The organism is Deltaproteobacteria bacterium (assembly GCA_016875395.1).
GTDB lineage: Bacteria > Myxococcota_A > UBA9160 > UBA9160 > UBA6930 > VGRF01.
Map to the genome: position 1 here is coordinate 25840 of VGRF01000017.1, position 23540 is coordinate 49379.

Here is a 23540-nt window from a genome sequence, read left to right on the forward strand (position 1 = left end):
AACCCCGCGAATGCGGAGTGGTTTCGGCCGTGCCCGGAGAGCTAGCGGGCGCCCGGAAACAGTCGAGGTGACGCGGAAGAGGAGCGACGACGTGCCGCCTCGCTGCGCACGCGGTTCGGGCCTGGCACGAAGCGGCGCGGATCCGTGCCACGCCTCAAGCCGCGCTCAGGCGCCTCTCGCGTTCAGGAACTCCAGCACCGCGCGATTGAACGCGGCGGTCTCCTCGATGTTCACGCAGTGGCCCGCGCCCGGAATCGTCACCGACTTCGCGCTGCGGATCTTCGCGCTCATCACGTCGGCGGCGCGCAGGTAGGCCTTGTCGAGCTCGCCCACGAGCACGAGCGCGGGCGCCGCGATCTCGCCGAGGCGGTCGATCGTGGCGGGCGCCGGGCCCGAGACGTTGCGGCCGAACGCGGCGACGCCGCGCGCCGACTGCGCCTCGATCTCGCGGCCCGCGCGCTGCGCCGCGGGCAGCTCGGGCCTGAGCCCGATGCAGAGCGGCTGCGCCGGACCGCTCGCGTAGCCCGCGAAGCCATGCTTCTCGAGCCGCACCGCGATGCGCTCGATCTGCGCGAGCCAGCCCGCCTGCGCCTCGGGGTTCTTGAAGCCGGGGCCGGTCGCGATCAGCACCAGCGCCGAAACGCGCTCCGGGTTCGCGAGCGCGAAGTGCTGCGAGGCGAGGCCGCCGAACGAGAGGCCCGCGCAGATCGCGCGCCGGCCCGGCGCCGCCCAGTCGAGCACGCGGCCGAGATCGGAGACGACGTGCGCGATCGAGTACGCGCTGGCTGCCTCCGGCGCCTGCGAACGCCCGTGCCCGCGGTAATCCCACAGCACGACGCGATACCCCGCCGCGACGAACGGCTCTACCTGCTCGCGGAAGTTCTCGTGCGTCTGCACGTAGCCGGGCGAGAAGATGATCGGCTCGCCGGCGCCGTGCGCCTCGGCGTAGAGCTGGGTGCCGTCAGCGGCGGCGACAAAGGACATTGCGGCGAGCTCCTCGGGATACGGGGCGGGGATGTGTACACCGCGATGCGGGGACGTTCCGCAAGTAAAGAAAGCGCGGCTCCTTTACTTACTTGCGGAACGTCCCCGGTGCCCCGTTCCCGCGCGCTTACGCCTTCTCGATGCGCGCACGCAGCGCGCGCGCCATCGAGTCGAGCTGCTGCTCGAGCGGCAGCTTGATCGTGAACTCGGGGACGAAGCCCTTGGTCGCGCCGTCCATCTCGAAGCGCACGCGCGTGCGCGCACCGCGCTCCTCGAAGGTGATCTTGCCCTCGAGCTTCTTCCACACGTTGCCGTCGCAGACTTTCTCGAAGCGGACGTTGCCGTCGGCGCCGAACGTGAAGTGGAACGTCGCGTCGCTGTCGCGGCCGAGCGCGCGGAACTTCGAGTGCGTGGTGAGCTTGTTGGCGTCGCGCTTCACGACCTCGGTCTTCGCGCCGTCGAACAAGCTCAGGATCGTGCGCTCGTCGGCGAGCACGGCCGCCGCGTCGCTGCGCGCGCGCGCTACCTCGAACTCCTTGGTGAGTCGCATGGGGGTGCCTCCGCCGCGCATTCTGTCACGCGCGCGGCGTGCCGCGAAAGCGCGCTCCTCCGCTAGCGCAGGACGAGCGTGCCGGGGGCGATCAGCAGCGGCGCACCGAGCGGCAACTCGGTCGCGAGGGTGTGCAGCTCGCGCAGCTCTCGCGGCAGGGCGCGCAGCGGCGCGCTCGCGGACTCGATCCGCGCACCGCGCATCAGCTTCGCGAGCTGCTCGGCGAGAGTCGGCGCAGCGGGGAAGGGCTTCAGCGCGATGGTCGCCTTCTCGTCGACGCCGATCGCCTTTTTCGCCGCGGCCGCCGCCTCATAGAAGCCGCCGAGCTCGTCGACGAGGCCGATCTCTCTCGCCTGCGCGCCAGTCCAGACGCGCCCGCCGCCGATCTTCTTGACCGCGTCGGCGTCGAGCTCGCGGCCCTCGGCCACGCGCGCCACGAACTGGTCGTACACGCCCGTCACGTCCTTGCGCAGCACCTCGCGCGCGCCCTCGCTGAGCGGTGCGCTGCCGAATAACAAGTCGGCGCGGGCACCCCGCTGCATCGTCTCCGTGCTGATGCCCACCTTCTCGAGCAGCCCGCCGAGCGAGGGGCGGATCACGAACACGCCGATCGAGCCGGTCAGCGTCGTCGGCTGCGCGACGATCGTGTCCGCGGCGCACGCGACGTAGTAACCGCCCGAGGCCGCGAGATCGGACATCGACACGATCACGGGCTTGCCCGCCGCGCGCGCATCGCGCAGCGCGCGCCACATCAGGTCCGACGCGAGCGGCGAGCCGCCGGGGCTGTCGATGCGCACGAGCAGCGCCTTCACGTCCGCATCTTCCACCGCGTCGCGCACCGCATCGACGAACGTGTCCGCCGCCATCACGCGCTCGCCAGTCGGCGTCATCTCGCCGCTGCCCGTAACCACCATGCCCACGCCCTGGATCAAGGCGACGGTCGCCGCGGGCTTCGCGGCCGGCTCGATCAGCGCCCAGTCCTCGGCGCTCACGACCGTCTCGTCCTTCACCACGTCCTCGTAGTGCGCGACGCGGTCGATCAGCTTCGCGGCGAGCAGCTCCTCCGCCGAGCTCGGCGCCTCGTCGAGCAGCTCGCGCACGCGCGCGGGCTCGAGGCCGCGCGCCTTCGCGACATCCGCGACGAAGGCAGCCTCCGTCGAGTCGAGCAGCGCGTTCGTCATCTCGCGCGAGGCGTCGGACATCTTCTCCGCGGTGTACGGCTCGACCGCGCTCTTGTAGTCGCCCGCGCGCTCGTATTCGACCATCACGCCGAGCTTCTCGAACAGGCCTGCGAAGTAGAGGTACTCCGCGGCGAGGCCGAGCAGCGGGCTGCGCGAAGCCGGCGTCGCGACGACCTTCTTCGCAGCGCTCGCGACGTAGTAGCCGCCCGCGCCGAAGCCCTCGACCTCGAGCAGCGCCACGGTCTGCTTGCCTGCCGCGTTCAGCCGCTCGATCGCTCCGCGCATCTCCTGCGCCTTCGCCCAGCCCACGCCGAGGCCGCGCACGCGCACCACCACGCGCTCGATGCGCGAGTCGAGCTCCGCCTTGCGCAGCGCCGAGTAGAGCCCGAGCAGCGACTGCCCGTCGCCGCCGAAGAAGCGCGCGAGCGGCCCGAGGTCGCTGCCGTCCGTGTAAGCGCCTTCGAGCGTGAGCACGAGCGTGCTGTTCTGCTCGATGCGCGGCCCGCCGCCGCAGCTCGCGAGCGCGAGCACGGCGATCAGCGAGATGCCGGCAATCCGGGCGAGGCGAGAACGGCGCATGCTTCCTCCGCGCGCCGCGGTTGCGGCGCATTCGCAATGCATCGGCTTACCGGCGCAGCGCTTTCAGAGCAATGACGAGAGCGCGAGCCCGCCGGTCAGTGCGAGCCCGCCACTGAGCGCGAAGCTCATCGTCTGCGCGAACGCAGTCATCATCTGCCGCGGATCGTGCGCGTACGCGAGCGCGGTGCGGGCCGCGCGCAGCGCCAGCGGCGCGGCGGTGAAGATCGCCAGCGCGAAAGGCGAGATCTCGCCGAACGCGACTGACGCGCCCACCACCGCGAACGGCAGCGCGAGCAGCCAGGGCACGAGCTTCGCCGCGCCCTCGGCGCCGAGCCGGACGATCGGCGTCTTCTTGCCGTGCTTCGCGTCGGCCTCGCGCTGCGGGAAGTGGTGGAGGAAGAGGATTGCGGTGTCGAGCAGGCCGACGACGCACGCGAGCAGAAGCGCCGCCGTGCTGAACTGGCCCGTCTGGACGTAATAAGTGCCGAGGCCCGCGAGCGGGCCGAACAAGAGGAAGATCACCGGCTCGCCCGCGCCGTAATAGGCGAGCTTGAACGGCGGCGCGGTGTAGAAGAAGCCGAACAGGAAGCCCGCCACGCCGATCGCGAGCACGACGTGCCCCTCGAAAATTCGATCGAGCGCAAGGCCACACGCGAGCCCAGTGCCGAAGCACGCCGCCGCGAGCGCCCACATGCCGCGGCGCGAGAGCACGCCGGACTGAATCACGCGGCTGCCGAGCGGGAACGCGTTCTTCGCGAAGGTCGGGTCCGCGTCGAGGCCCGAGGCGTCGTCGAACAGATCGTTCACCACGTTCACGCCGGCCTGCAGCGCGATCAGCCCGAGGAACGTGAGCGCGAAGCGGTCCCAGTGGATCTCGCCGCCCTCGGCCGCGACCAGCGCCGTGAGCACGAGCGCGGGCAGCGCGCCCGCGAACAAGCTCGGCGCGCGCGTCGCACGCACGAACGTGGCGAACGAAGCCATCAGGGACGCTCCAGCACGGCGCGGATGTTCCGCCACTTCCCGACCGCGCCTTGGCCGTGGCACGACACGCTGCCCTTGCCGGGCTGGATGTCCTTCTCGGTCATCAGACCGAGCGCGATCGTGAACGGCCCGAGCTCGCCCACGTTCTCGGCGCGCTTCACCACCTCGCCCTGATGGCGCCAAGTGAGTGTCTGCGCCGCGCGGTCGTGCTCGATCGCGTACTCGTGGAAGGCGCCTGGCTCGAGCCCGCTCTTTTCATCGAACCAGCAGAAGAACTTCGGCCCCTTCGAGCGCTGCGGCGCCGTCGTGCCAGGGAAGGGCAGATGCGCGTGCACGGTCGCGAACTGGTCGTTGCCGACGAAGAAGTTGATCGCGACGCCGCGTGCGAGATCGAGCAGGTGGAAGCTCACGAAGCCGTCGTAGAGATCGCCCGGCTTCGCGCCCACGATGCGCGCCGCCTGCTCCCACTCGAGCGTGAGCTTGCCGCCTTCCGGCGCGCCGAACGTGCGCGTCGAGAAGTACATGTGCTTCGCGTTGTCGAAGAACTGCACGTGGTCGTTGCTGCGCGTGAACGGCAGCGCGGACACCATCAGGCCGCCGTTCTGGATGATCACGCTCGCGTTCGGCTCCTGATACACCCAGCTGCCGCCGTCGGGCATCGGGAACGAGCCCGGCGCCCAGCTGCGCGGCTCGCCCTCGACGATGCATCCGAAGTCGCCGACCTCGATCACTTCCTGCGCCACGTCGCACTCCCCGAAAGAAAACGAGTCTAGGCGCGCGAATCGGCCGAGGCAGCGGAGCGATCTGCGTTTCGCCGCCTAGGATGCGCGCCATGTCCGACGCACGCGCAGCTCAGAAGGAAGCGTTTCAGCACTTCGTCGCCGGGCGGCTCGACGTGGCCGCCGCGGCGTACCGGCGCGCGCTCGAGCTCGACCCGCAGCTCGCGATCGCGTGGAACGGCCTCGCGATGGTGCTCGAGCGTGCGAACGACCTCGACGGCGCCATCGCCGCCGCCGAGCGCCTCGCCGCACTCGACCCGGACGACCCGCTCGCGCACACGAGTCTCTCGCGCTTCTACCAGCGCAAGGGCTGGATTCAGCGCGCCGAGGACGAGAAGGCGCTCGCGACCAAGCTCGCGATGAAGGCGGCGGGGAAGAAGTAGCTACGCGCGGCGCTTGCCGGCGCGCAGCAATCCCACGCTGCTGAGCGTGAGCAGCGCCAGCGTGCCCGGCTCGGGCAGCGGCGTGTTCACGAGCGACTCGCTCCCGCCATTCGCGTAGCCCTGCACGTGCACGCCGATGCGGAGTCGGCCATCGGCCAGCTCATCGAGCACGTCCTGAAGCGTGCCGCCCGCTTGGAGGTCGAAGTAAATCGTCACGCTCTCGCCGGGGTTCACGCCGTTCGGCTGTACGGGCGGATCCGAGTCCGCAGTGAAGCCGACCGTCGCGACGAACGCCGGCGACGCGTTGTTGCCGGCCGGGAGATTTCCGGGGCTGGCGCCCTGCGAGAAGCTGACGCCCGCGCTGCTGGAGATGCTCGCGATGCCGAGCAGCGTGCCGTCGTCGAAGTAGATGTCCGTGATCGAGGACGCCGAGGGGCCGACGTTCGTGAAGGTGAACGAGACCTGGTTCGGCCCGGTCGAAGCGACGCTCACCGCGAGCTGCGCGGATCCGATCGCACAGTTCCCTGCGTTGTTGTTGGACACGCACGTCCCGAAGCTGAGCGTGGTGGCCGAGGCGCCCGCGCCGAGTAAGAGGAACGACGCGAGCGCGAGCGCAGCGATTGCCTTCACGAGAACCCCTTTTGGTCGTCTCGGAACAACAGCAATCCCGGTGCCAAGCAGGCCGGGCTCGTAAGCGTCTGAAAATGCAGAGAAATTCCCAGGTCCACCGCGCCTCAAAACGGAACGTGCGTTCCGCGAAGGGAAATCTCCTTCCTATCCGCTGCGCCGAAGCAGCCACCGGCGCGTCTCGTGAACGAGAGTCAGGGACGCCTCTGGCCCGGACCACCAGCGCACGAAGGCGAGCTCGTCGGGCTCGGCAGGGCTCTCCGCCCGCTCGGTCACCGAGTCGAGAGCGAGAACGAGGGGCGCGCCATCGCCACTCTCCCCGAGCAGCAGCGCGACTGCGTGCGTCGGGGCGAGCACGTCCGCGTGCGGCGTGAGCGGTGCGAGCGGGAATTCGTCGCCACACACGAGCAACACGTCGCGTTCGGGCTCGCGCGCCAGCAGGCCGAGCGCCTCGACGAGCCCGCACACGAAGCTCTCGCGCCCGGCGGAGATCGAGCTGCACGCGCTTCGGTTCTTCGCCCACACCGAGAAGACGCCCGCGGGCGCGTTGTGCACGGAGTGGCTGAAGGTGTTGGGCGAGAGCGCCCTTCCGGTTGTTATGGAATCGAGCAGCTCGACCAGCGCCGTGAGCGATGCGTGGCGGCTCGCGAACACGCACGCGCATGCCTCGATCTGCGCCGCGCTCGCGCACTCGTGCGCGACGTGCAGCATCGCGCGCGTCACGTCGTCGCAGCGGCGGCGCACGAGCGGCGGCAGAAAGCGCGCATCCGGCGCTCCGGCCTGCGCGCCAGCGTCCGGCTTCCACGCGACGACCTGGCGCACGAGCGCGCGTTTCATCGCGCGTGACCGAGCACGAGTGCGCAGTTGCTGCCGCCGAAGCCGAATGAGGTGGACATCAGTGCGGCGGGCCACGACGCCGCAACCCCTTCGCCGCGCTGCGCGAGCGGCAGCGCAGGCAGCGCCGGATCGCGCGCGCCCGCGGCGACATGCGGCGGCAGCGCGATGCGCTCGCCTTCGCGCCGCGCGAGCGCGAGCCAGCAGAACGCGGCTTCGAGCGCGCCCGCCGCCGCCAGCGTGTGCCCCGTGAGCGGCTTGGTGGAGCTGCACGGCGGCGGCGCGGCGAACACGCGCGCCACGGCGAGGCTCTCCATCGCGTCGTTGTGCGGCGTGCCCGTGCCGTGCAGGTTCAGGTACGCGATGTCGCCCGGTGCGAGCCGCGCGTCCGCGAGCGCCGCGCGCATCGCGGCCTCGGCGCCTGCGCCTTCGGGATGCGGCGCCGAGATGTGATGCGCGTCCATCGCCTCGCCCGCACCCAACAACGCGAGCGGCGCCGCCTCGCGAGTCACGAGGAAGAGCGCCGCGCCTTCGCCGAGCACGAGGCCGTCGCGCCCCGCGGTCATCGGGTTCGTGCGGTCGGCGGCGAGCGCTTGCAGTGCGCGGAACCCGTTCGCGGTCGTGCCGCAGAGCGCATCGCTGCCGCCCGCGATCACGGCGTCGCACCAGTCGTTCGCAATGAGTGCGCGCGCGCTCGCGAGCGCCTTCGCGCCGGAAGAGCACGCGGTCGACATCGCGAAGCGAGGCCCCGCGGCGCCGGCCGCGTGTGCGATCACTTTGGCGACGCCGCCGAACTCGATGCGCTCAAGGTGCGAGCCTGGCGGCAGCGCGCCGTCTGCGGCGCGCGCGCGAAACGCGGCCTCGGTCTCGCCGATGCCCCCCGTGCTCGTTCCCACCACGACACCGACGCGGAGCGCGCCGAAGCGCAGCACCGCGGCGCGCGCCTCGCGCTCGATCTGCGCGAGCGCGGCGAGCGCGAGCTGCGCGGCGCGCGTGTCGTGCTGCACGACCGCGCGCGGAACCTCGGGCAGCGCGCTCGTCACGCTGCCGAATCGAAAGCGCGCGCCGGGCGTGAGGTCCTCGCGCCACGCGAGCGCGCTCGAGTCGCCCGCGACGAGGCCGCGCCACACCGCATCCGCGGAGTCGCCGAGCGCGCACACGAGACCGAGCGCGGGCACGCCGACAGCGCTCATCGAGGCTCCCGCAACAGCTCGCCGCGCAGGATCTTCCCGGTCGGCGAGCGCGGCACGTCCTCCCGAATCTCGAACACGCGCGGCACCTTGTAGTCGATCAGCCGCTCGCGCGCGTAGCGACGCAGCGCATCGCGCGTGGGCGTGCGTCCCGGCTCGGGCACGACGACGGCGCGCAGCCGCGCTCCCGTATCCGAGAACGGCAGCGGCAGCACGACCACGTCGCGCACGTCGGGATGCCCTAACAACAACGCCTCGACTTCGAGCGAGTTCACCTTCACCGCGCCGACGTCGATGAGCAGGCTCGCGCGCCCGTTCAGCCAGAGCCGCCCCGCGTCGTCGAGTCGGCCGAGATCGCCCGTGTTCACGAGCTCGGCCGGCGCATCCGCGCTTCCGACGTAGCCGTCGAAGCGGGACGGCGCGGCCACCGCCACGATGCCCTCCTCGCCGATCGCGACCGGCTTCTCTGGATTCGGCGCGGCGCGATCGAGCACTCGAAGCGTCACCCCCGGGAGCGCGCGGCCGACGCAGCCGAGCGGATCGCCCGCGCGCGTCGCGGTGACTGTGCCGAGCTCACTCGATCCGTACACCTGCCCCACCGCGACACCGAGCTTCTCCTCGAACGCTCGGGCGACTCGCTCCGACAGCGCGCTGCCGGCGGAGACGACGCAGCGCAGCACTGCGCTGGCTGCTTGGTCGCCAGCGAGGCGAGCGAGCGCGTCGACCATCGTCGGCACGGCGGGCAGGTGCGTGATGCCGCCTTCTGCGAGCTCGCGGCGCACGAGCGCGGGATTGAAGCCCGCGTGAAGTACGGCGCGCGCGCCCGCAAGCAGCGCTGCCGTCAGCTGATCGAGCCCGTACGAGTGGAACAGCGGAATCGCGAGCAGCGAGCGGTCGCCCGGACCGAGCGCGAGCGCCTCCGCCGAGGTGCGTGCGATGAAGTCGACCGCGCGCACGCTGCGGCGCACGATGCGCGGGAAGCCCGTGGTGCCCGAGGTGGTGAGCAGCACCGCACCGGAGAAGTCGCGCGGGCCGTCGATCGTTCGTGGCGCGCGCAGCAGTGCGTCGAACGCGAGCGACTCCCCGCCGCCGAGCCTCGGCTCCGCGAGCACGAGCTTCGCGCCAAGCTGGTGCGCGAGATCGGCGAGGGCGGCCGGCGGGGTGCGCGGCGGGACCCCTAACACCTCGGCGCCCGAGCGCAGCGCGGCGAGTAGCGCACACGCGAGCGCCGGCCCGTTGTGCGCGACGACGATCACGCGCGCGCGCGGCCCGAGTGCCGCGAAGCGCACGGCGAGCGCGCAGGTCGCGATCTCGAGCTCCGGGCTCGCTCGCGCACGTAATCGCAGCACGCAAACAAGTCGCGGCGGGCGGCGTCGTCGCGGTGCTGGCGGACCGGCTCCCACCCGGCGCGCGCGAGGAGGGCGTCCCTGCGCAGCTGTTAGGCGGAACCGTGCGCATCCCCGAGGGCCCGCTGCGCCTCGCCGCGCTGCTGCGTTGCCCCGTCGTGACGATGAGTGCGCTGCCCGCCGGCCCGCGCCGCTATCGCGTCGAGGTGCGCCCCTTCGCCGATCGCATCGAGCTGCCTCGCGATGCTCGCGGTGAAGCGCTTGCCAGCTACGCGCAGCAATACGCGAGCTGGCTCGAAGGGCTCTGTCGCCGCGCGCCGCTTCAGTGGTTCAACTTCTTCGACTACTGGGAAGCGCCGCGGCCGTGACGAGCGAGCTGCGCGAAATGGAAGCGCTCGTCCCGCACGCAACGCCGATGCGCTGGCTCCGGCGCGTGGTCGCGCATGCCGGCGACGAGACCGTGTGCGAGGCGTGCGCCGACGACCTCGCGCTGCTGCAGGACGCACGCGGCGCCGTGCCCGGCTACGCGACGCTCGAGCTCGCCGCGCAGTGCGTCGCCGCTCACGCGCGCCTCTTCGCGAGCGACGCCGGCGCGCCGCGCATCGGCTTCCTGCTCGGCGCGCGCCGCTTCCAGGTGCACGCGCCCGAGCTCGCACCCGGTCAGCTGCTGCGAGTGCGCGTGAAGCGCCAGTGGGGCGCGGCGACCGGCCCCGTCTCGTTCGACAGCGAGGTGCGCGACGCAGCGAGCGGGACGCTTCTAGCTGCGGGGCGCATCAGCTGCTTCACTCCGAGCGATTGATCGCGGACTCGGGGTTGTCATCGCGTGAGACGCGTCCTCGTCACCGGCGGGAGTCGCGGCATTGGCCGCGCTGTCGCGCTGCGTCTCGCACGCGACGGCTACGCGCTCACGCTGAACTTCCGCAGTCGCCGCGAAGACGCCGAGCGCGTCGCGGATGAAATCGCCGCGGCGGGCGGGAAGGCCGGCCTGCTGCCGTTCGACGTGGCGGATCGCACGGCGGCGAGCGAAGCGCTGGCGAAGGATCTCGCCGCGGGCGGCGCTTATTACGGCGTCGTGTGCAACGCGGGCGTGAACGCGGACGCGCCGTTTCCGGCGATGAAGCCCGAGGCGTGGGACCGCGTGCTGCGCACGAATCTCGACGGCTTCTACAACGTGGTGCAGCCGCTCGTGATGCCGATGGTGCGCGCGCATCAGGGCGGGCGGATCGTGGTGATGTCGTCGGCCTCGGGCGTGATCGGGAATCGCGGGCAGGTGAACTACGCCGCGTCGAAGGCCGGGCTGAATGCCGCCGCGCGCTCGCTCGCGCTCGAGCTCGCGAAGCGCGAGATCACGGTGAACAGCGTGGCGCCGGGGCTGATCGAGACGGAGATGATCGAGAAGGCGCCGCGCGAGGAGATCGAGAAGCTGATCCCGATGCGGCGCGTCGGGCGGCCCGAGGAAGTCGCGGCGCTCGTCTCGTTCCTGTTCTCGCCGGAGGCGGCCTACATCACCGGGCAGACGATCTCGGTGAACGGTGGCCTCGCGTGACGAGCCTTACCCCCCGTCTCGTGGTTGTTACGGGGGTCGCCGGCATCTCGCCGCTCGGCGCGTGCTGGAAAGACGTGAGCGCCGCGCTGCGCGAGTCGCGCTCGGGCGTCGAGCGCGTGCCGGAGCTCGCGGAGATCGCTGGGATGCGCACGCAGCTCGCGGCGCGCGTGAAGGACTTCGCGACGCCGGCGCACTACGACCGCAAGCGCACGCGCAGCATGGGCCGCGTGGCGCTGCTTGCCACGCGCGCCACCGAGCTCGCACTGCAGGATGCGGGGCTGATCGGCGACGAGGTGTTGGGGAGCGGCGCGACGGGCATCTCGTACGGCTCGACCTCGGGCAGCCCGCCTGCGGTCGAGAGCTATGCGCGCAAGTTCATGCTCGAACGCACGCTCTCGGGCATTCGCCCCAACGACTACGTGCAGCACATGAGCCACACCGTCGCGGCGAACCTCGCGCAGTTCTTCGGCGTGCGCGGGCGGATTCAGGCGACGTGCACCGCGTGTACGTCAGGCAGCCAGGGCATCGGCTACGGAGTGGAAGCGATTCGATTCGGCCTGCAGGAAGTGATGATCGCCGGCGGCGCGGAGGAGTATCACGCGCTCGACGCTGCGGTCTTCGACGTGCTCTACGCGACGTCCGCGCGCAACGAAGAGCCGTCGCGCACGCCGCGCCCCTTCGATGCGGAGCGTGATGGCCTCGTCGTCGGCGAGGGCGCGGCGACGTTCGTGCTCGAGAGCCTCGAACGCGCGCGCGCCCGGGGCGTGCGCATTCACGCGGAGATCGTGGGGTTCGCGACGAACTGCGACGGCGTGCACATCACGAACCCCGATGCGGGCGGCATGCAGCGCGCGATCGAGCTCGCGCTGCGCAGCGCAGGGCTCAGCGCGCGCGAGATCGGCTACGTGAACGCGCACGCGACCGCGACCGAGGCGGGCGACATCGCCGAGAGCCAAGCCACGTTCGGGGCCCTCGGGCGCGTGCCGATCAGCTCGCTGAAGGGCGCGCTCGGCCATACGCTCGGCGCGTGCGGCGCGCTCGAGGCGTGGCTCACGCTCTAGATGCAGCGCGAAGGCTGGTTCGCGCACACGCTGAACCTCGAGCGCGTCGACGAGCGCTGCGCGCCGCTCGACTACATCGTGAGCGCGCCTCGCGCGCTCGACTGCGAGTACGCGATGACCAACAACTTCGCGTTCGGCGGCGTGAATACGTCGCTGATCCTGCGCCGGTGGCGCGAGTAGGAGGCGACGATGCACCTGACGACGACCCTCGCGCTGGCACTCGTGTGGAGCCTTGCCGCCGCGCCCGCCAGCGCTCGCAACACATTCCACGATCTCGATGTCGCGAGGGCCAAGGCCGAGGGCTCTGGTCGCGAGAACGTGCTCGACGTGCCGGTGTTCATGGCCGGTGAAGTGCACGCGCCGATTGCGCAAGACCTCGGCGTCTTCCCCGCGAACCGCAGCACGAATGCGGCGAACAAGTCGGACGAGAAGGCCTGTCAGATCGCGTTTCTCTCTGCGCTGATCGCGCTGCAGTCGAAGGCGCGTGCCCTCGGCGCCGACTCGGTCGTCGACGTGCGTTCGATCACGAAGCGGCGCGAGCTCGAGAGCGCGACGCAGTATCGCTGCGTCGCGGGCGCATTCGTCGCGAGCGTCGCGCTCTCGGGGCGCATGGTGAAACTCGCGAAGTAGTCAGGAGGCCTCGTGTCCGATCTGCTGCTCAAATCGCTCGGGCTCTCGCCGGAGCTGCACGCTTATCTCGTCGCGCACGGGACGCCGCCGGATGCGGTGCAGCGTGAGCTGATCGCGGAGACCGCGAAGCTCGGGCCGATCTCGATCATGCAGGTCGCGCCGGAGCAGGGCGCGTTTCTCACGCTGATTGCCAAGCTGATCGGCGCGCGCGAGGCGGTCGAGGTGGGCACGTTCACGGGCTACTCGTCGCTCGCGATCGCACGCGGTCTCGCGGCCGGCGGGCGCCTGCTCTGCTGCGACGTCTCGCACGAGTGGACCGCGCTCGCGCGCAAGGCGTGGGAGCGCGCGGGCGTCGCGGATCGCATCGAGCTGCGCATCGCGCCAGCGGCGGAGACGCTGCGCGCGCTGCCGGAGACGCCGCGCTTCGACCTCGCCTTCATCGACGCCGACAAGGTGAACTACGCGACTTATTACGAAGAGATCCTGAAGCGCACGCGCTCGGGCGGCCTGATCTGCGTCGACAACGTGCTGTGGAACGGCGCGGTGATCGACGCGTCGGCGCAGGACGAGAACACGCGCGCGATTCGCGCCTTCAACGACACGGTCGCTGCAGACACGCGCGTCGACTGCGTGATGACGCCGATCTCGGACGGGCTCACGCTGCTGCGCAAGAAATGAGAAGCGCCGCTGGAGGATCGCTCCAGCGGCGCAGCGTCGAACAGGGCCGACGTTAGAAGCGGTAGCTGACGCCGAGGCTCAGACCGAGATAGTCGAGGTCCGAGAGATCGCCGGTGCCGATGTTGTAGACCGACTCCACGTTGAACGCGGCGTTCTCCGTGAAGTAGAAGTCGAGGCCGCCACCGACCTTCGCGACGAACGCGCTCTCGTCACCCGAGCCAAGACCGGTGATGCCCGCCTTCGCGAACATGCCGCCGACGCCAGCCATTAGGTACGGCTGGATCTGCTCCTGCATCAGGAAGAACTTGCCGTTCAGCGTGACGAGGGTCGACTTCAGCTTCACGTTCGAAGAGCCCGCGAAGTCGCCCGAGTAGTCGACCTGACCCTCGAGCGCGAGGTTCGGCGTCATCCGGTAGCCGAGGCGGCCCGAGGCGCCGACTGCGGCCTCGTCCGAGTCGCTGAGGAACGCGCCGACGACGCCGAGTTGCCCGTAGACGCCGGGCCGTGCGTAGTCCTGCGCGAAGGCCGATTGCGCCGCGAAGGCGACGAGAGCTGCGAGCAGTAATCAGATCTTCTTCATGGGTCCCCCTTGTCGCCGCGGATTGCGGCGCGTTGGCTACGACGTTCGGCGGCTCGAGAAGTTCACGCTGGCCGGCGTCGTCCGAGGTTTCGGACGAACGGCGCGACTCGTTAGGGATGAATTTGCGCGCGGAGAGCGACGGTCGTCACAAAGCGCGGCCGCCGCAGATGGGCGGACGTGCGGCGCGTCACCTGCGAGGGCTCATCCACCCAGCATCACGGCCACGAGCTCGGCCTGGCGGTGTACGCCCGCCTTCACGAAAGCCTGCTTGAGGTGGCAGCGCACGGTCTCGATCGAGATGCCGAGCTGCAGCGCGATCTGCGGAACTGTTAGGCCTCTCGCGAGTCGCTCCGCGACGAGCGACTCCGAGGCCGTGAACCCGAAGCGCACGCGCGCCGAAACGATGACGTGCGGCTCGCGCGGACGAACGATGAGCAGCGCCGCATCGAGCGCGGGCCCGAGCGGCAGGGCGCGCATCGCGAACACCGCGGTCTGCGAGAGCGAGAGCTCCATCTCGTCCGTCGCGCGCTGATCGCGAATCGCGTCGCGCACCCCCTCGAACAACGCGGCCAGCTTCGGGCCGGCGCTCTCGGAAAGGCGACCGTTCATCGCGGCGACGCCCATCGTCGACGCCATCAATCGCCGCCCGGCGGCGTTGGCGCCGAGGATTTCGCCGTCCGAGCGGACCACGAACTGGGCGTCCGGATGCGACTCGAAGCAGGCGGAGCTGAAGTCGCTGTGCGGAGTCGCGAAGCGGCCACCCGCTGGGGCCCGAAACGACGGCCGAGAGAGGAACGATCGGAGCGGCTGGGCCATGCAAGCAAGATTGCGTTCTCGATCACACATCGCGCTGTGAACGAGTTCACACCCCCCGGCATCGAGCCGCCCGCCTCGCTCGCCTACGGCGCGAACGCTTCCAACGCCGCAGCGAAATCCTCCGCGTCGGGGCAGCGGGCCTCGACGTCGCGGTACGCGACGTATGCCGCGTGGAGCAGATGGCGTTTGGCGTGCGGGGAGGCCGGCGCGCCGTAGGCAGAGTCGCCCACGAGCGGATGCCCGAGGTGCGCGAAGCTGGCGCGGATCTGGTGCAGGAAGCCCGTCGCCGGGCGAGCCTCGACGAGGGTTGCGTCGCGCAGCCGCTCGAGCGCGCGCCAGGTCATGCGCGTGTGCCGCGAGCGCGGATCGCCCGCGGCGACGACGCGCACGCGCGCGGGCCGGTGCTGCGCGACGGCGAGCGGCAGCGCGAGCTCCCCGCTTCCGCTGAGCCCGCCGTGCACGATCGCGCGGTAGACCTTCTCGACTCGGTGCGCGCGAAAGCCGCCGCGCAGCTGCTCCCAGCGGCCCTGCTCCGTGGCGAAGAGGAGCGCGCCCGACGTGTCGACGTCGAGTCGGTGCACGACCCCGCTGCGCAGTCCCGCTTCGCCCACGCCCACGATCTCGGGGAACTTCGCGGCCACGAAGTTCAGCGCGGTGCCCGTTTCGCCGGGATCGAGCGGATGCACCGGCATGCCCGCGGGCTTCGCGACCGCGAGCCAGCCGGCCCCGCGCGCGAGCACGGGCAGCGCCAGCTCGGGCTGCGCGATCGGCTCCGCGTGCGCGCGCCCCGCGAAGCGCTGCACCGCGACGCGTTGCCCCGCCGCGAGCGGCGCACCCTTGTCCGCGAGCCCCACCGCGCGCGCGTCGACCTCGACCGCCCCGCGCTCGAGCAGACGCCGCGCCTCCGCGCGCGAGACGCGCAGCCCATCCGCGAGGAACGCATCCAGCCGCGCGCCGGCGTGCTCCGGCGTGACCTCGAGAGTGCGCGGGGCGGCGGGCATGCGCGGCGTGCATAGGCGACTCACGCGCAGCCCTCCACACGCGCAGCTGGGAAGCGATGTGCACCGATGTGCACGTACGTCCCAGGTGCGCGCTTTGGTGCACGTACGTCCCCTGTGCGCGAGCCCGGGTGCGCGTCCGCCCGCGCGCCCGATACCCTGGCTCGCTTCCCGCACGCCGAGGCCCCCATGCCCAGCTCCGCACGCACGCGCATTCAGGTGATGGACACGACGCTGCGCGACGGCGAGCAGACGCCGGAGATCTCGTACACGCCCGCCGAGAAGCTCCAGCTCGCGCAGACCTTGCTGGAAGACGTGGGCGTCGACCGCATCGAGATCGCGGGCACGCGCGTCTCCGAAGGCGAGCGCGAAGCCGCGCGCCAGATCTGCGCCTGGGCGAAGAAGCGCGATCTGCTGCCGCGCATCGAGATGCTCGGCTACGTCGACGGCACGCAGTCGATCGACTGGCTCGAATCGACGGGCGGGCGCGTGATGAACCTGCTCACGAAGGGCTCCGAGCGGCACTGTCTCCAGCAGCTGCGCATGCCGCCCGAGCAGCACCGCAAGCGCATCGCCGACGTGCTCGCCTACGCGCGCAAGCGCAAGGTGAAGATGAACGTCTACCTCGAAGACTGGTCGCAGGGCGTGAAGGACTCGCCCGACTACGTCTTCTCGATGATGCGCACGCTCGTGGAGCACGACGTCGCGCGCGTCTACCTCGCCGACACGCTCGGCATCCAGGCACCGCGCGACACCGCGCGCTCCGTGGACCTGATGGTCGCGAGTTGGCCGGACGTGCACTTCGAGTTCCACTGCCACAACGACTACGGCCTCGCGACGGCGAATTGCCTCGCCGCGGTCGAGGCCGGCGCGCGCGGCGTGCACACCAGCGTGAACGGCCTCGGCGAACGCGCGGGCAACACGCGGCTCGCGGAAGTCGTCGCGGCGCTGCACGACCACGGACCGTGGAAGACGGGCGTGAACGAGAAGAAGCTCGTGGCTGTCTCACGACTCGTGGAAATTGCGACGGGCAAAGAGGTCTCGGCGAACGCGCCGATCGTGGGCGCCGACGTGTTCACGCAGACCGCGGGCATTCACGCCGACGGCGACGCGAAGGGCGATCTCTACGAGTCGCGGCTCGCGCCCGCGCGCTTCGGGCGCCAGCGCGCCTACGCGCTCGGCAAGCTCTCGGGCAAAGCGTCGATCGACCAGAACCTCGCGAAGCTCGGCATCGAGCTTTCGACCGAAGCGCGCGATGCGGTGCTCGCGCGCGTCGTCGAGCTCGGCGACAAGAAGCGCAAGGTGATGCCCGAGGATTTGCGCTTTCTGATCGCGGACGTGCTGAAGACGCCGCGCGAGCAGCTGATGCGCGTCGCGTCGTACGAGGTGACGGTCGGCAGCGACGCCACGCCGAGCGCGCACCTCACGCTCGCGTACGGCAAGCAGCGCGCGACCGCGAGCGCGACGGGCGACGGCGGCTACGACGCGTTCATGAAGGCGCTCGCGAAGGCCGCGAAGAAGTTCGGCCTCGCGCTGCCGGAGCTGCGCGACTTCCGCGTGCGCATCGCGCCCGGCGGCGAGACCGACGCGCTGGTCGAGACGATCATCTCGTGGCGCGGCGAAGGCGGCGCGGAGAACTGGTCGACGATGGGCGTCGACTCCGACCAGCTCGCCGCCGCCGTGCTCGCGACGGAGAAAATGCTGAACCAGCTCCTCGCGGATCATCGGAGACGGTCGTGACGAGGCGCGGCCATCGAGTGGGCGCGAGCAAGAACCCCGCTGGCTCCGCTGCTCCGCGCTCGGCGCATGCAGCCGGCGGCGCCGTGCGCTGCGGCTGATCCGCTCCGACGTGACGCGACTTGGGGTGCGCTCGCTCGCCGTCGCCTGCGGCCTCCGCGCCCGGGGACGTTCCGCAAGTAAGTCAAGCAGCGTTCCGCGATCCGGAACCCTCCTTGCTTTCTTGCGGAACGTCCCCGCGCTTCTCTTGCTCTCGGCGCTGTGCCTCGCGCCGCCCGCGCTCGCGAAGAGCGACGAGCCCGACCCGCGCTATCAGCCGACGCAGTCGCTGCTCGAAGTGAACGCCGTGCTGCGGCGCCACATCTCGGACGACACGTATCGCTTCGCGCCCGCGCGCGACTTCACGGGTCGCAACGTCTACCGCAGCTCGCTGCTGCGCCTCGAGAATCTCGAGCGCGCGCACGAGGCTTCGCTCCGCGCCGGTGCGTGGGCGGAGGTGTTGCCCTTCGCGAAGGGGCGCGCGCTGGAGCGGCTGCGCGCCTACGACGTCGCGGCCGAGAGCTATCGCCGCGCCGCGGCGGCCGAGGGCGAGCTCGCGCAGGAGGCGCTGCGCAGCGCCGCCGTGTGCGACGCACTCGTTACGGCGACGAAGCGCGGCGAGGCGCCGCCCGCGGTGGGCTCCGACGACGCGCTGCTCGCGGCGCGCGAGGCGCGCATCGAGGAGATCGGCGCGCGGCGCACCAAGCTCGAGGAGCTGCTCGAGACCGCGCAAGGCACACACTACGCCGCGGTCGTGCGCGAGGAGATCGAGCGCAACGACCGCGAGCGGGCGCGGGTGCTCGTCTCGACGCGGCGCCTCTTCGCGGACGGCGCGGTGCGCGCACTCGCCGCGCTGCAGCGACTCGCGATCGATCACAAGGAGAGCAAGCTCGCGAACAGCCACGTGCTCGAGCTCGCCGAGCTGTACGCGACGCTCGCGCGCGAGTACGTCGAGGAGTACCCGCCCGAGTCGCCGGGCTTCGAGCCCGAGCGCTTCGAGGAGCTGGTGAACTCCGCAGCGCGCCTCTACGAGACCGTCTCGAACCAAGACGGCGCGACGGAGAAGCTCGAAGCCGCGCGCCGGCTCGAGGCCTTCCTCGCATTCACGTTGAAGGTGGATCGTGATCGCTTCACGCCCTAGGCACTTCTTTGCGAGCTCTCGAGGCTCCCGGAGCGGGGGCCGGTCGTGGCATCCCGCTGGAATGCTCGCCGCCTGCTTGTTGGGCACGGCCTGCACGACCTCGGCGCCGCCGTCGCGCAATCTGCTCGAGCCTGCGCCGCGCCTCTCCGCGCCGCTTCCCGATGACGCCGATCTCGCCGCGCGCGACGCCGCGCGATCTCTCTGGCGAAACGACGGGGCCGCGCTCGCGCGCAGCGTGGAGCGCCTCGAAGCGATCGAGGCCGCGCGCGAGAGCGAGAAGCTCGCGCCCACCGGCCTCGCTGCCGCCGCGCGCGATGCCGAGGCCGCGCTCCTGCCTGCGGGCCCCGCGCGCCGCACGGCGCAGGCGCGCGTGCTCGAGCGCGGCGACGTGCCGGCGGAGCTGCGCTCGCGCATCGAGCAAGACATCGCGGACGATCCGCTCCTGCTCGCGAAGAAGCGTCTGCGCGAGGACCGCATGGAGCGTTGGGGCGGCGCGGCGAACGAGGTGGCCGAAGGCATGGGCGGCTCGATCGTGACGCCGTTCTTCGTCCCGATTCGCCTCACGCAATCGCTCGTGCGCGTCGCTCTCGCGCTTCACGACGAGGAATCCCTGACAGCTCGCGAGCGGCAGGCGCTGAAGCACTGGAAGGACTTCGTCGAGGAGCAGCCCGACGCGCCGCAGGCCGCCGAGCTGATCGACAAGATCGAGGCCGCGCAGCTGCGCTGGATCGAGATGCAAGTCGACCGCGCCGTGCGCCAAGGCGAAGCGGCGATGGCGCAAGGCGAGCCCATCCTCGCCGCGTTCCTCGCCGAGCGCGCGCTCCGTTATCGCAGCGAAGACGCCGAGGCGGTCGACTTGCTTCAGCGCGCGACCGAGACGGGCCAAGCGTGGACGGAGAACCGCGCGCGCACGCTGCGCGCTGCCGACGCGGTCGCGCCGCTCGCGCCCGAGGAGTGGGCGCTCGCGCGCGCGCTCGTCGCGCCCGGCGCGGACCTAACAGCTGTCGCGCAGCCACTGCTCACGAGCGCGAACGCGCTCTCGCGTGAGGCGGCCGAGCTCGCGCTGGCACTCGCGGCGCGCGAGGCGGGCCGCGAGGTCGACGCGTTGGAGCGCATCGAGGCGCTCGCCAAGCGCGACAGCGCGATGGGCCGGCACGCGGCGGCCATGCTGGTCGACTTCGACGCGAACCCGTATCGCGCGTTTCGTCTCGCGCGGCGCGAGAAGACCAAGGAGAGCGCGAAGCAGCTGTTGTTCGGCCCGCTCGCCTACGGCGCGCGCGACCACGATCTGCCGCGCCCGATCGAGTGGCTCGCGGAGGTGCCGATGCTCACGAGCGTCGTGCTCGGCCTGCCCTCGCGCCTGATGGCGTTCCCGTACGGCAAGAGCGAGAAGCGCGCCGCCGCCGCGCTCGCGCGCCGCTACCTCGAGCATCACCCCGAAGGCGCGCACGCGGGCGAGGTGCGCACGTGGCTGCGGGAGTACGAAGACGCGCGCGGCAACGCGGTCGCGGCGGTCGAGCTCGCGGAGGGCATGAGCGAGCTGAGCGAGAAGGACCTCTTGAAGCTGCGCGAGCGCGCCGCCGAGCAGCTCGTGGCCGCGTCCGCGCGCGAGCGCACGCGCGGCGGGCGCGGGCGGCTGTTGTTGATGGCCGCGGAGCGCTTCCCCGAGACCGAAGCGGCAAAGGAAGCGCGAGAGACCGTCGAGGAGATGATCGAGCGTGCGACGCCGCAGCGCATTCAGGTGAGCCGGCAGTACCTCGTCGAGAACCCCGAGCTCGCGGGCCCGCGCGGCTTCGCGCTCGCGCAGGGCACGCTCGACGGCAGCTACGCGAACGGCGAGCTGCACGCCGACGGCATCACGCTGATCGGCGGGCGCTGGATCGAGCTCGCGTACGTCGGCACGGAAGGAAAAGACGGCGCGGCCGAGATTCGCCGCACCGAAGTGAGCAGCGAGCACCTCGCTCGCATCGTCGCGCTACTCGAAGAGAGCGCGATTCACCGCGCGCGCGTCGACCGCGACGCCACTTTCGACGCGCACGCCAAGCGCGAGAGCTTCTTCGAGCGCGCGCGTCTCGGCCTCGCAAACGATCCCGCGCAGAGCGGCGACGGCGAGTACGCCTTCCGCGGCATGCGCGAGCTGTACGGCATCGTGCGCGGGCGCGAATCGATCCTGCCCGTCGAGCTCGTGGTGCAGAGCGGGCTCGAAGACTTCGGCTTCGGCGCGTTCCCGCGCATTCGCATGCCGAAGGAGACGCCGGATCAGATTTTGTATCGGTGAGGAGCACCATGCCGAGCTACGCGACTCAGCCGCTGACTCCCGCGACGTGGCCCGACTTCGCGCGCCTCGTCGAGAAGCACAAAGGCGTCTGGGGCGGCTGCTGGTGCATGGCGTTTCACGCGGAGGGCATTCGCTCGGGGAAGAATCGCTCGTTGAAGGAGAAGCGCGTGCGCGAAGGCCGCGCGCATGCGGCGCTCGTCTACGCCGGCGACGACTGCGTCGGCTGGTGTCAGTTCGGGCCGACGGAGGAGCTGCCGAACATCAAGCACAAGCGCGCCTATGCGGATGGCCTCACGCAACTGCCCGACTGGCGCATCACATGCTTCTTCGTCGACCGCGAGCGTCGTCGCGCGGGTGTCGCCGCCGCGGCACTCCGCGGCGCGCTGCAAGAGATCGCTCGCCTCGGCGGCGGCAAAGTCGAGAGCTACCCCGAAGACATCAGCGGCCGCTCGATCTGGTCGTTCCTCCACAACGGCTCCGTCGCAATGTTCGAGAAGCAGGGCTTTCACCGCGATCGACGAATCGGGAAGAACAACTGGGTCGTGCAGAAGACCGTGAGAAAGAAGGCAGCGAGCACTCGGTAACGGACGCGCTGATTGCTTCGCTCACGGCTTTCGTCGCCGCTCGCGCCGTGGAACCCTCGGCGCTCTCTCACCTCGATCGGAGCCCTCCCGTGCAGCTCGCAGGACGCGTCGCGGCCATCACCGGCGGAACGCGCGGCATCGGCCGCGGCATCGCAGAAGCTTTCTTGCGCGAGGGCGCGCGCGTCGTCGTGAACGGGCGCTCGCCCGAGAAGGGCGCGGCGACGCTCGCCGAGATCGGCGCGGGCGAGCGCGCGCACTTCGTCGCGGGCGACGTGCGCGTGCAGCGCGACGTCGAGCGCGTCGTCGACGAAACGATCGCGCGCTTCGGGCGCATCGACGTTCTCGTGAACAACGCGGGCGGCTCTTCCGGCTACGCGCCGGTCGCGGACCTCAGTGACGAAGCGTGGCTCGACGCGCAGAACTGGATCCTCAACTCCGCGTTCTGGGCCACGCGGCGCGCGCTGCGCGACATGATCCCGCGGCGTTGGGGGCGCGTGATCAACATCTCTTCCGTCGAGGGCAAGCAGGCGAACAAGCCCGCGGTCTCGCACTACATCACGAACAAGCACGCGCTGAACGGCTTCACCAAGGCGGTCGCGTTCGAGTACGGGCCGATCGGCATCACCTGCAACGCGATCCTTCCCGGCGCGGTCGAGACGGACTTGATGAAGGAAGCGGGCCCAGCGGCTGCGAAGGTCGCAGGCATCACGTACGAGAAGTTCCTCGACAACTACGCGCAGGACGCCGCGATCAAGCGCCTCAACACGGTGGAAGAGATGGCCGCCGTCGCGCTGCTGCTCACGTCCGAGGCGGGCGGCGGCATCACCGGCGCGCTGCTCGACGTGCACGGCGGGAGCATTCTCTAGTCGCGCGGGCTACTCGAACTCCCGTAACAACTCCGCGCAGCGCAGATCTTCGAACGCGGCGAAGTAACGCTCGACCCACGCGTCGATCCACTCCTGGCCGCGGCGGTTGTTCGGGTCGAGGCTGCCGGCCGTCACCACGACGTAGCACCACATGAAGAGCACGGCGCGGCGGTAGTCGTCGAAGGCGTCCGCGAGGTCGCTCGCGGGCACACCGACCTTCGCAAGCTCGGCGCACCAGCGCGCGATCCAGGCGCGCTCGTGCGCGCGGCGGCCCTCGATGGGCACGCTGCCGGTCAGCAAGTACGCGATGTCGTGAATGCCGCGCCCGCGCAGGCTGCCGCCCCAGTCCACCACCGCCACGGGCGCGTGCTCGGGCTGGCTTCCGAAGAAGAGATTGTCGAGGCGGAAGTCGCCCTGGATCCAGGTGCGCGGCGCTGAGTCCATGAGGGCCTGCATGCGCGGAAGCGCAGCGCAGTAGCGGCCATGATCGAGCGCGCGAATCGACGGCGGCGCGCCGGTCCCGAAGAGCTGCATGAAGTTCCCGTACATCGCCTCGGCGCCCGCGGAGAGCCCTCGCGACATCAGCGAGTTCGCGCTGTTGGGCACGAAGTCGAAGTCGCCGCCGTCGACCTTGCCCCAGAACGCGCCGTGCAGCTGCGCCAACGAGTCGATGCACGCGAGCGTTTCGTCGCTGGTGCAGCCGCGCACCTGATCGCCTTGTGTCCAGTCGCCCAGGTCCTCGAGCACGAGCACGAAGCGCTCGCGGCCGTCGAGGTCCGCGTGGAAGACGCGCGGCGTGCGCATCGTCGAGCGCTGCGCGGCCAGCTTGTAGAAGAGCGTCTCGCGCTCGTAGTTGTTGAAGGTGATCGCGACGGCGCGGTTCTGCTCGTTCGCGGCGGGCAGCTTCAGCACGACCGAGGCCGGGCCGCTTCCGCGCGCGTACTCGATGCGCGCGCGCGCGAGGCTCGAGAGCATCCCCTTGCCCACCGCGATGCGCGTGATGTGCGCGCTGCGCAGCGCGACGTCGAGGCCCGCGCCACGCATGGCGGCCTCGAGCCACGCGGCGTCGACGTCGTCGGGGGTTGCGGGAATCGGGAGGCGCGCGCTCTCGTGAGGAGCCATCGGCGCACGATAAGCGGAGATCCCGCGCGC

24 protein-coding genes and 1 pseudogene are annotated in these 23540 nt (G+C 70.9%); 12 read left to right on the plus strand and 13 right to left on the minus strand.

From position 1 onward, the window contains the following. Positions 1-165: 165 nt before the first annotated feature. The 5 genes from FJ091_13695 to FJ091_13715 all read right to left on the minus strand — a co-directional run bounded on the left by FJ091_13695 (position 166) and on the right by FJ091_13715 (position 5018). Positions 166-984 (minus strand): alpha/beta fold hydrolase, encoded by an 819-nt coding sequence (locus tag FJ091_13695; protein ID MBM4384405.1) that lies wholly within the window; start codon positions 982-984, stop codon positions 166-168. A 127-nt stretch (positions 985-1111) separates the two neighbouring features. Continuing rightward, positions 1112-1534 (minus strand): hypothetical protein, encoded by a 423-nt coding sequence (locus tag FJ091_13700; GenBank protein ID MBM4384406.1) that lies wholly within the window; start codon positions 1532-1534, stop codon positions 1112-1114. A 62-nt stretch (positions 1535-1596) separates the two neighbouring features. After that, on the minus strand, positions 1597-3294 hold the full coding sequence (gene sppA, locus FJ091_13705; protein MBM4384407.1) for a signal peptide peptidase SppA: 1698 nt from the start codon (positions 3292-3294) through the stop codon (positions 1597-1599). A gap of 63 nt (positions 3295-3357) precedes the next feature. Continuing rightward, complete coding sequence (locus tag FJ091_13710) at positions 3358-4275, minus strand: prenyltransferase (GenBank protein MBM4384408.1); 918 nt, start codon at positions 4273-4275, stop codon at positions 3358-3360. After that, a complete protein-coding gene (locus FJ091_13715) occupies positions 4275-5018 on the minus strand; it encodes a hypothetical protein (protein ID MBM4384409.1) in 744 nt (247 codons plus the stop codon). Before FJ091_13715 ends, FJ091_13710 begins: the two co-directional genes overlap by 1 nt. Positions 5019-5107: 89 nt before the next feature. Between FJ091_13715 and FJ091_13720 the strand changes: the two genes are divergently transcribed. Further along, the gene (locus FJ091_13720; GenBank protein MBM4384410.1) at positions 5108-5437 is read left to right on the plus strand and encodes a tetratricopeptide repeat protein; all 330 of its coding nucleotides are present in this window, start codon (positions 5108-5110) and stop codon (positions 5435-5437) included. Here the strand turns inward: FJ091_13720 and FJ091_13725 are convergent, their stop codons facing one another. The 4 genes from FJ091_13725 to FJ091_13740 form a co-directional block, all read right to left on the minus strand. Next, entirely contained in the window at positions 5438-6067 is a 630-nt protein-coding gene (locus tag FJ091_13725) for a hypothetical protein (protein MBM4384411.1), read from the minus strand. Positions 6068-6211: 144 nt separating this feature from the next. After that, positions 6212-6901: a beta-ketoacyl synthase chain length factor gene (locus tag FJ091_13730; protein MBM4384412.1), complete on the minus strand. Its 690-nt coding sequence runs from the start codon at positions 6899-6901 to the stop codon at positions 6212-6214. Further along, positions 6898-8091 (minus strand): beta-ketoacyl-ACP synthase, encoded by a 1194-nt coding sequence (locus tag FJ091_13735; protein ID MBM4384413.1) that lies wholly within the window; start codon positions 8089-8091, stop codon positions 6898-6900. Before FJ091_13735 ends, FJ091_13730 begins: the two co-directional genes overlap by 4 nt. After that, positions 8088-9437, minus strand: a complete 1350-nt coding sequence (locus tag FJ091_13740; protein ID MBM4384414.1) for a long-chain fatty acid--CoA ligase — start codon at positions 9435-9437, stop codon at positions 8088-8090. Before FJ091_13740 ends, FJ091_13735 begins: the two co-directional genes overlap by 4 nt. A gap of 32 nt (positions 9438-9469) precedes the next feature. Here FJ091_13740 and FJ091_13745 point away from each other — a divergent pair, with 32 nt between their 5' ends. The 6 genes and pseudogenes from FJ091_13745 to FJ091_13770 all read left to right on the plus strand — a co-directional run bounded on the left by FJ091_13745 (position 9470) and on the right by FJ091_13770 (position 13349). Beyond that, the gene (locus tag FJ091_13745) at positions 9470-9802 is read left to right on the plus strand and encodes a hypothetical protein (GenBank protein ID MBM4384415.1); all 333 of its coding nucleotides are present in this window, start codon (positions 9470-9472) and stop codon (positions 9800-9802) included. A 17-nt stretch (positions 9803-9819) separates the two neighbouring features. Further along, positions 9820-10233, plus strand: coding sequence for a 3-hydroxylacyl-ACP dehydratase (locus FJ091_13750; protein ID MBM4384416.1), 414 nt, complete (start codon positions 9820-9822; stop codon positions 10231-10233). A gap of 24 nt (positions 10234-10257) precedes the next feature. After that, on the plus strand, positions 10258-10980 hold the full coding sequence (gene fabG / locus FJ091_13755; GenBank protein ID MBM4384417.1) for a 3-oxoacyl-ACP reductase FabG: 723 nt from the start codon (positions 10258-10260) through the stop codon (positions 10978-10980). Then, positions 10977-12221 (plus strand): annotated as a pseudogene (locus tag FJ091_13760) (beta-ketoacyl-ACP synthase). Before fabG ends, FJ091_13760 begins: the two are co-directional and overlap by 4 nt. A gap of 9 nt (positions 12222-12230) precedes the next feature. Then, a complete protein-coding gene (locus FJ091_13765) occupies positions 12231-12671 on the plus strand; it encodes an excinuclease ATPase subunit (protein ID MBM4384418.1) in 441 nt (146 codons plus the stop codon). A gap of 21 nt (positions 12672-12692) precedes the next feature. Continuing rightward, a complete protein-coding gene (locus tag FJ091_13770; protein MBM4384419.1) occupies positions 12693-13349 on the plus strand; it encodes a class I SAM-dependent methyltransferase in 657 nt (218 codons plus the stop codon). A 52-nt stretch (positions 13350-13401) separates the two neighbouring features. Here FJ091_13770 and FJ091_13775 read toward each other — a convergent pair whose 3' ends face one another. The 3 genes from FJ091_13775 to FJ091_13785 all read right to left on the minus strand — a co-directional run bounded on the left by FJ091_13775 (position 13402) and on the right by FJ091_13785 (position 15770). Further along, positions 13402-13911, minus strand: a complete 510-nt coding sequence (locus tag FJ091_13775; protein MBM4384420.1) for a porin family protein — start codon at positions 13909-13911, stop codon at positions 13402-13404. A 219-nt stretch (positions 13912-14130) separates the two neighbouring features. Further along, positions 14131-14745, minus strand: a complete 615-nt coding sequence (locus FJ091_13780) for a helix-turn-helix transcriptional regulator (GenBank protein MBM4384421.1) — start codon at positions 14743-14745, stop codon at positions 14131-14133. Between the two features lie 83 nt (positions 14746-14828). Next, the gene (locus FJ091_13785; protein MBM4384422.1) at positions 14829-15770 is read right to left on the minus strand and encodes an RluA family pseudouridine synthase; all 942 of its coding nucleotides are present in this window, start codon (positions 15768-15770) and stop codon (positions 14829-14831) included. Between the two features lie 162 nt (positions 15771-15932). On the opposite strand from FJ091_13785, the gene FJ091_13790 reads away from it, so the two are divergent. The 5 genes from FJ091_13790 (at position 15933) to FJ091_13810 (ending at position 22388) form a co-directional block, all read left to right on the plus strand. After that, the gene (locus FJ091_13790; GenBank protein MBM4384423.1) at positions 15933-17483 is read left to right on the plus strand and encodes a 2-isopropylmalate synthase; all 1551 of its coding nucleotides are present in this window, start codon (positions 15933-15935) and stop codon (positions 17481-17483) included. Between the two features lie 220 nt (positions 17484-17703). Next, positions 17704-18660 (plus strand): hypothetical protein, encoded by a 957-nt coding sequence (locus tag FJ091_13795; GenBank protein MBM4384424.1) that lies wholly within the window; start codon positions 17704-17706, stop codon positions 18658-18660. 61 nt (positions 18661-18721) lie between these two features. Beyond that, positions 18722-20938 carry a hypothetical protein gene (locus FJ091_13800; GenBank protein MBM4384425.1) on the plus strand — a complete coding sequence of 739 codons (2217 nt, stop codon included), beginning with the start codon at positions 18722-18724 and terminating at the stop codon, positions 20936-20938. An 8-nt stretch (positions 20939-20946) separates the two neighbouring features. Continuing rightward, positions 20947-21522, plus strand: a complete 576-nt coding sequence (locus FJ091_13805; GenBank protein ID MBM4384426.1) for a GNAT family N-acetyltransferase — start codon at positions 20947-20949, stop codon at positions 21520-21522. Positions 21523-21611: 89 nt separating this feature from the next. After that, a complete protein-coding gene (locus tag FJ091_13810; GenBank protein MBM4384427.1) occupies positions 21612-22388 on the plus strand; it encodes an SDR family NAD(P)-dependent oxidoreductase in 777 nt (258 codons plus the stop codon). A gap of 9 nt (positions 22389-22397) precedes the next feature. Here FJ091_13810 and FJ091_13815 read toward each other — a convergent pair whose 3' ends face one another. Further along, complete coding sequence (locus tag FJ091_13815; GenBank protein MBM4384428.1) at positions 22398-23510, minus strand: phosphotransferase; 1113 nt, start codon at positions 23508-23510, stop codon at positions 22398-22400. Between the last annotated feature and the right edge of the window lie 30 nt (positions 23511-23540).

Excerpts from the sequence above, each read along its gene's own strand:
- FJ091_13695 (MBM4384405.1), bottom strand. The coding sequence starts at position 984 with ATGTCCTTTGTCGCCGCCGCTGACGGCACCCAGCTCTACGCCGAGGCG.
- FJ091_13700 (MBM4384406.1), bottom strand. The coding sequence starts at position 1,534 with ATGCGACTCACCAAGGAGTTCGAGGTAGCGCGCGCGCGCAGCGACGCG.
- sppA (MBM4384407.1), bottom strand. The coding sequence starts at position 3,294 with ATGCGCCGTTCTCGCCTCGCCCGGATTGCCGGCATCTCGCTGATCGCC.
- FJ091_13710 (MBM4384408.1), bottom strand. The coding sequence starts at position 4,275 with ATGGCTTCGTTCGCCACGTTCGTGCGTGCGACGCGCGCGCCGAGCTTG.
- FJ091_13720 (MBM4384410.1), top strand. The coding sequence starts at position 5,108 with ATGTCCGACGCACGCGCAGCTCAGAAGGAAGCGTTTCAGCACTTCGTC.
- FJ091_13730 (MBM4384412.1), bottom strand. The coding sequence starts at position 6,901 with ATGAAACGCGCGCTCGTGCGCCAGGTCGTCGCGTGGAAGCCGGACGCT.
- FJ091_13735 (MBM4384413.1), bottom strand. The coding sequence starts at position 8,091 with ATGAGCGCTGTCGGCGTGCCCGCGCTCGGTCTCGTGTGCGCGCTCGGC.
- FJ091_13750 (MBM4384416.1), top strand. The coding sequence starts at position 9,820 with ATGGAAGCGCTCGTCCCGCACGCAACGCCGATGCGCTGGCTCCGGCGC.
- FJ091_13765 (MBM4384418.1), top strand. The coding sequence starts at position 12,231 with ATGCACCTGACGACGACCCTCGCGCTGGCACTCGTGTGGAGCCTTGCC.
- FJ091_13780 (MBM4384421.1), bottom strand. The coding sequence starts at position 14,745 with ATGGCCCAGCCGCTCCGATCGTTCCTCTCTCGGCCGTCGTTTCGGGCC.
- FJ091_13790 (MBM4384423.1), top strand. The coding sequence starts at position 15,933 with ATGCCCAGCTCCGCACGCACGCGCATTCAGGTGATGGACACGACGCTG.
- FJ091_13800 (MBM4384425.1), top strand. The coding sequence starts at position 18,722 with ATGCTCGCCGCCTGCTTGTTGGGCACGGCCTGCACGACCTCGGCGCCG.
- FJ091_13805 (MBM4384426.1), top strand. The coding sequence starts at position 20,947 with ATGCCGAGCTACGCGACTCAGCCGCTGACTCCCGCGACGTGGCCCGAC.
- FJ091_13815 (MBM4384428.1), bottom strand. The coding sequence starts at position 23,510 with ATGGCTCCTCACGAGAGCGCGCGCCTCCCGATTCCCGCAACCCCCGAC.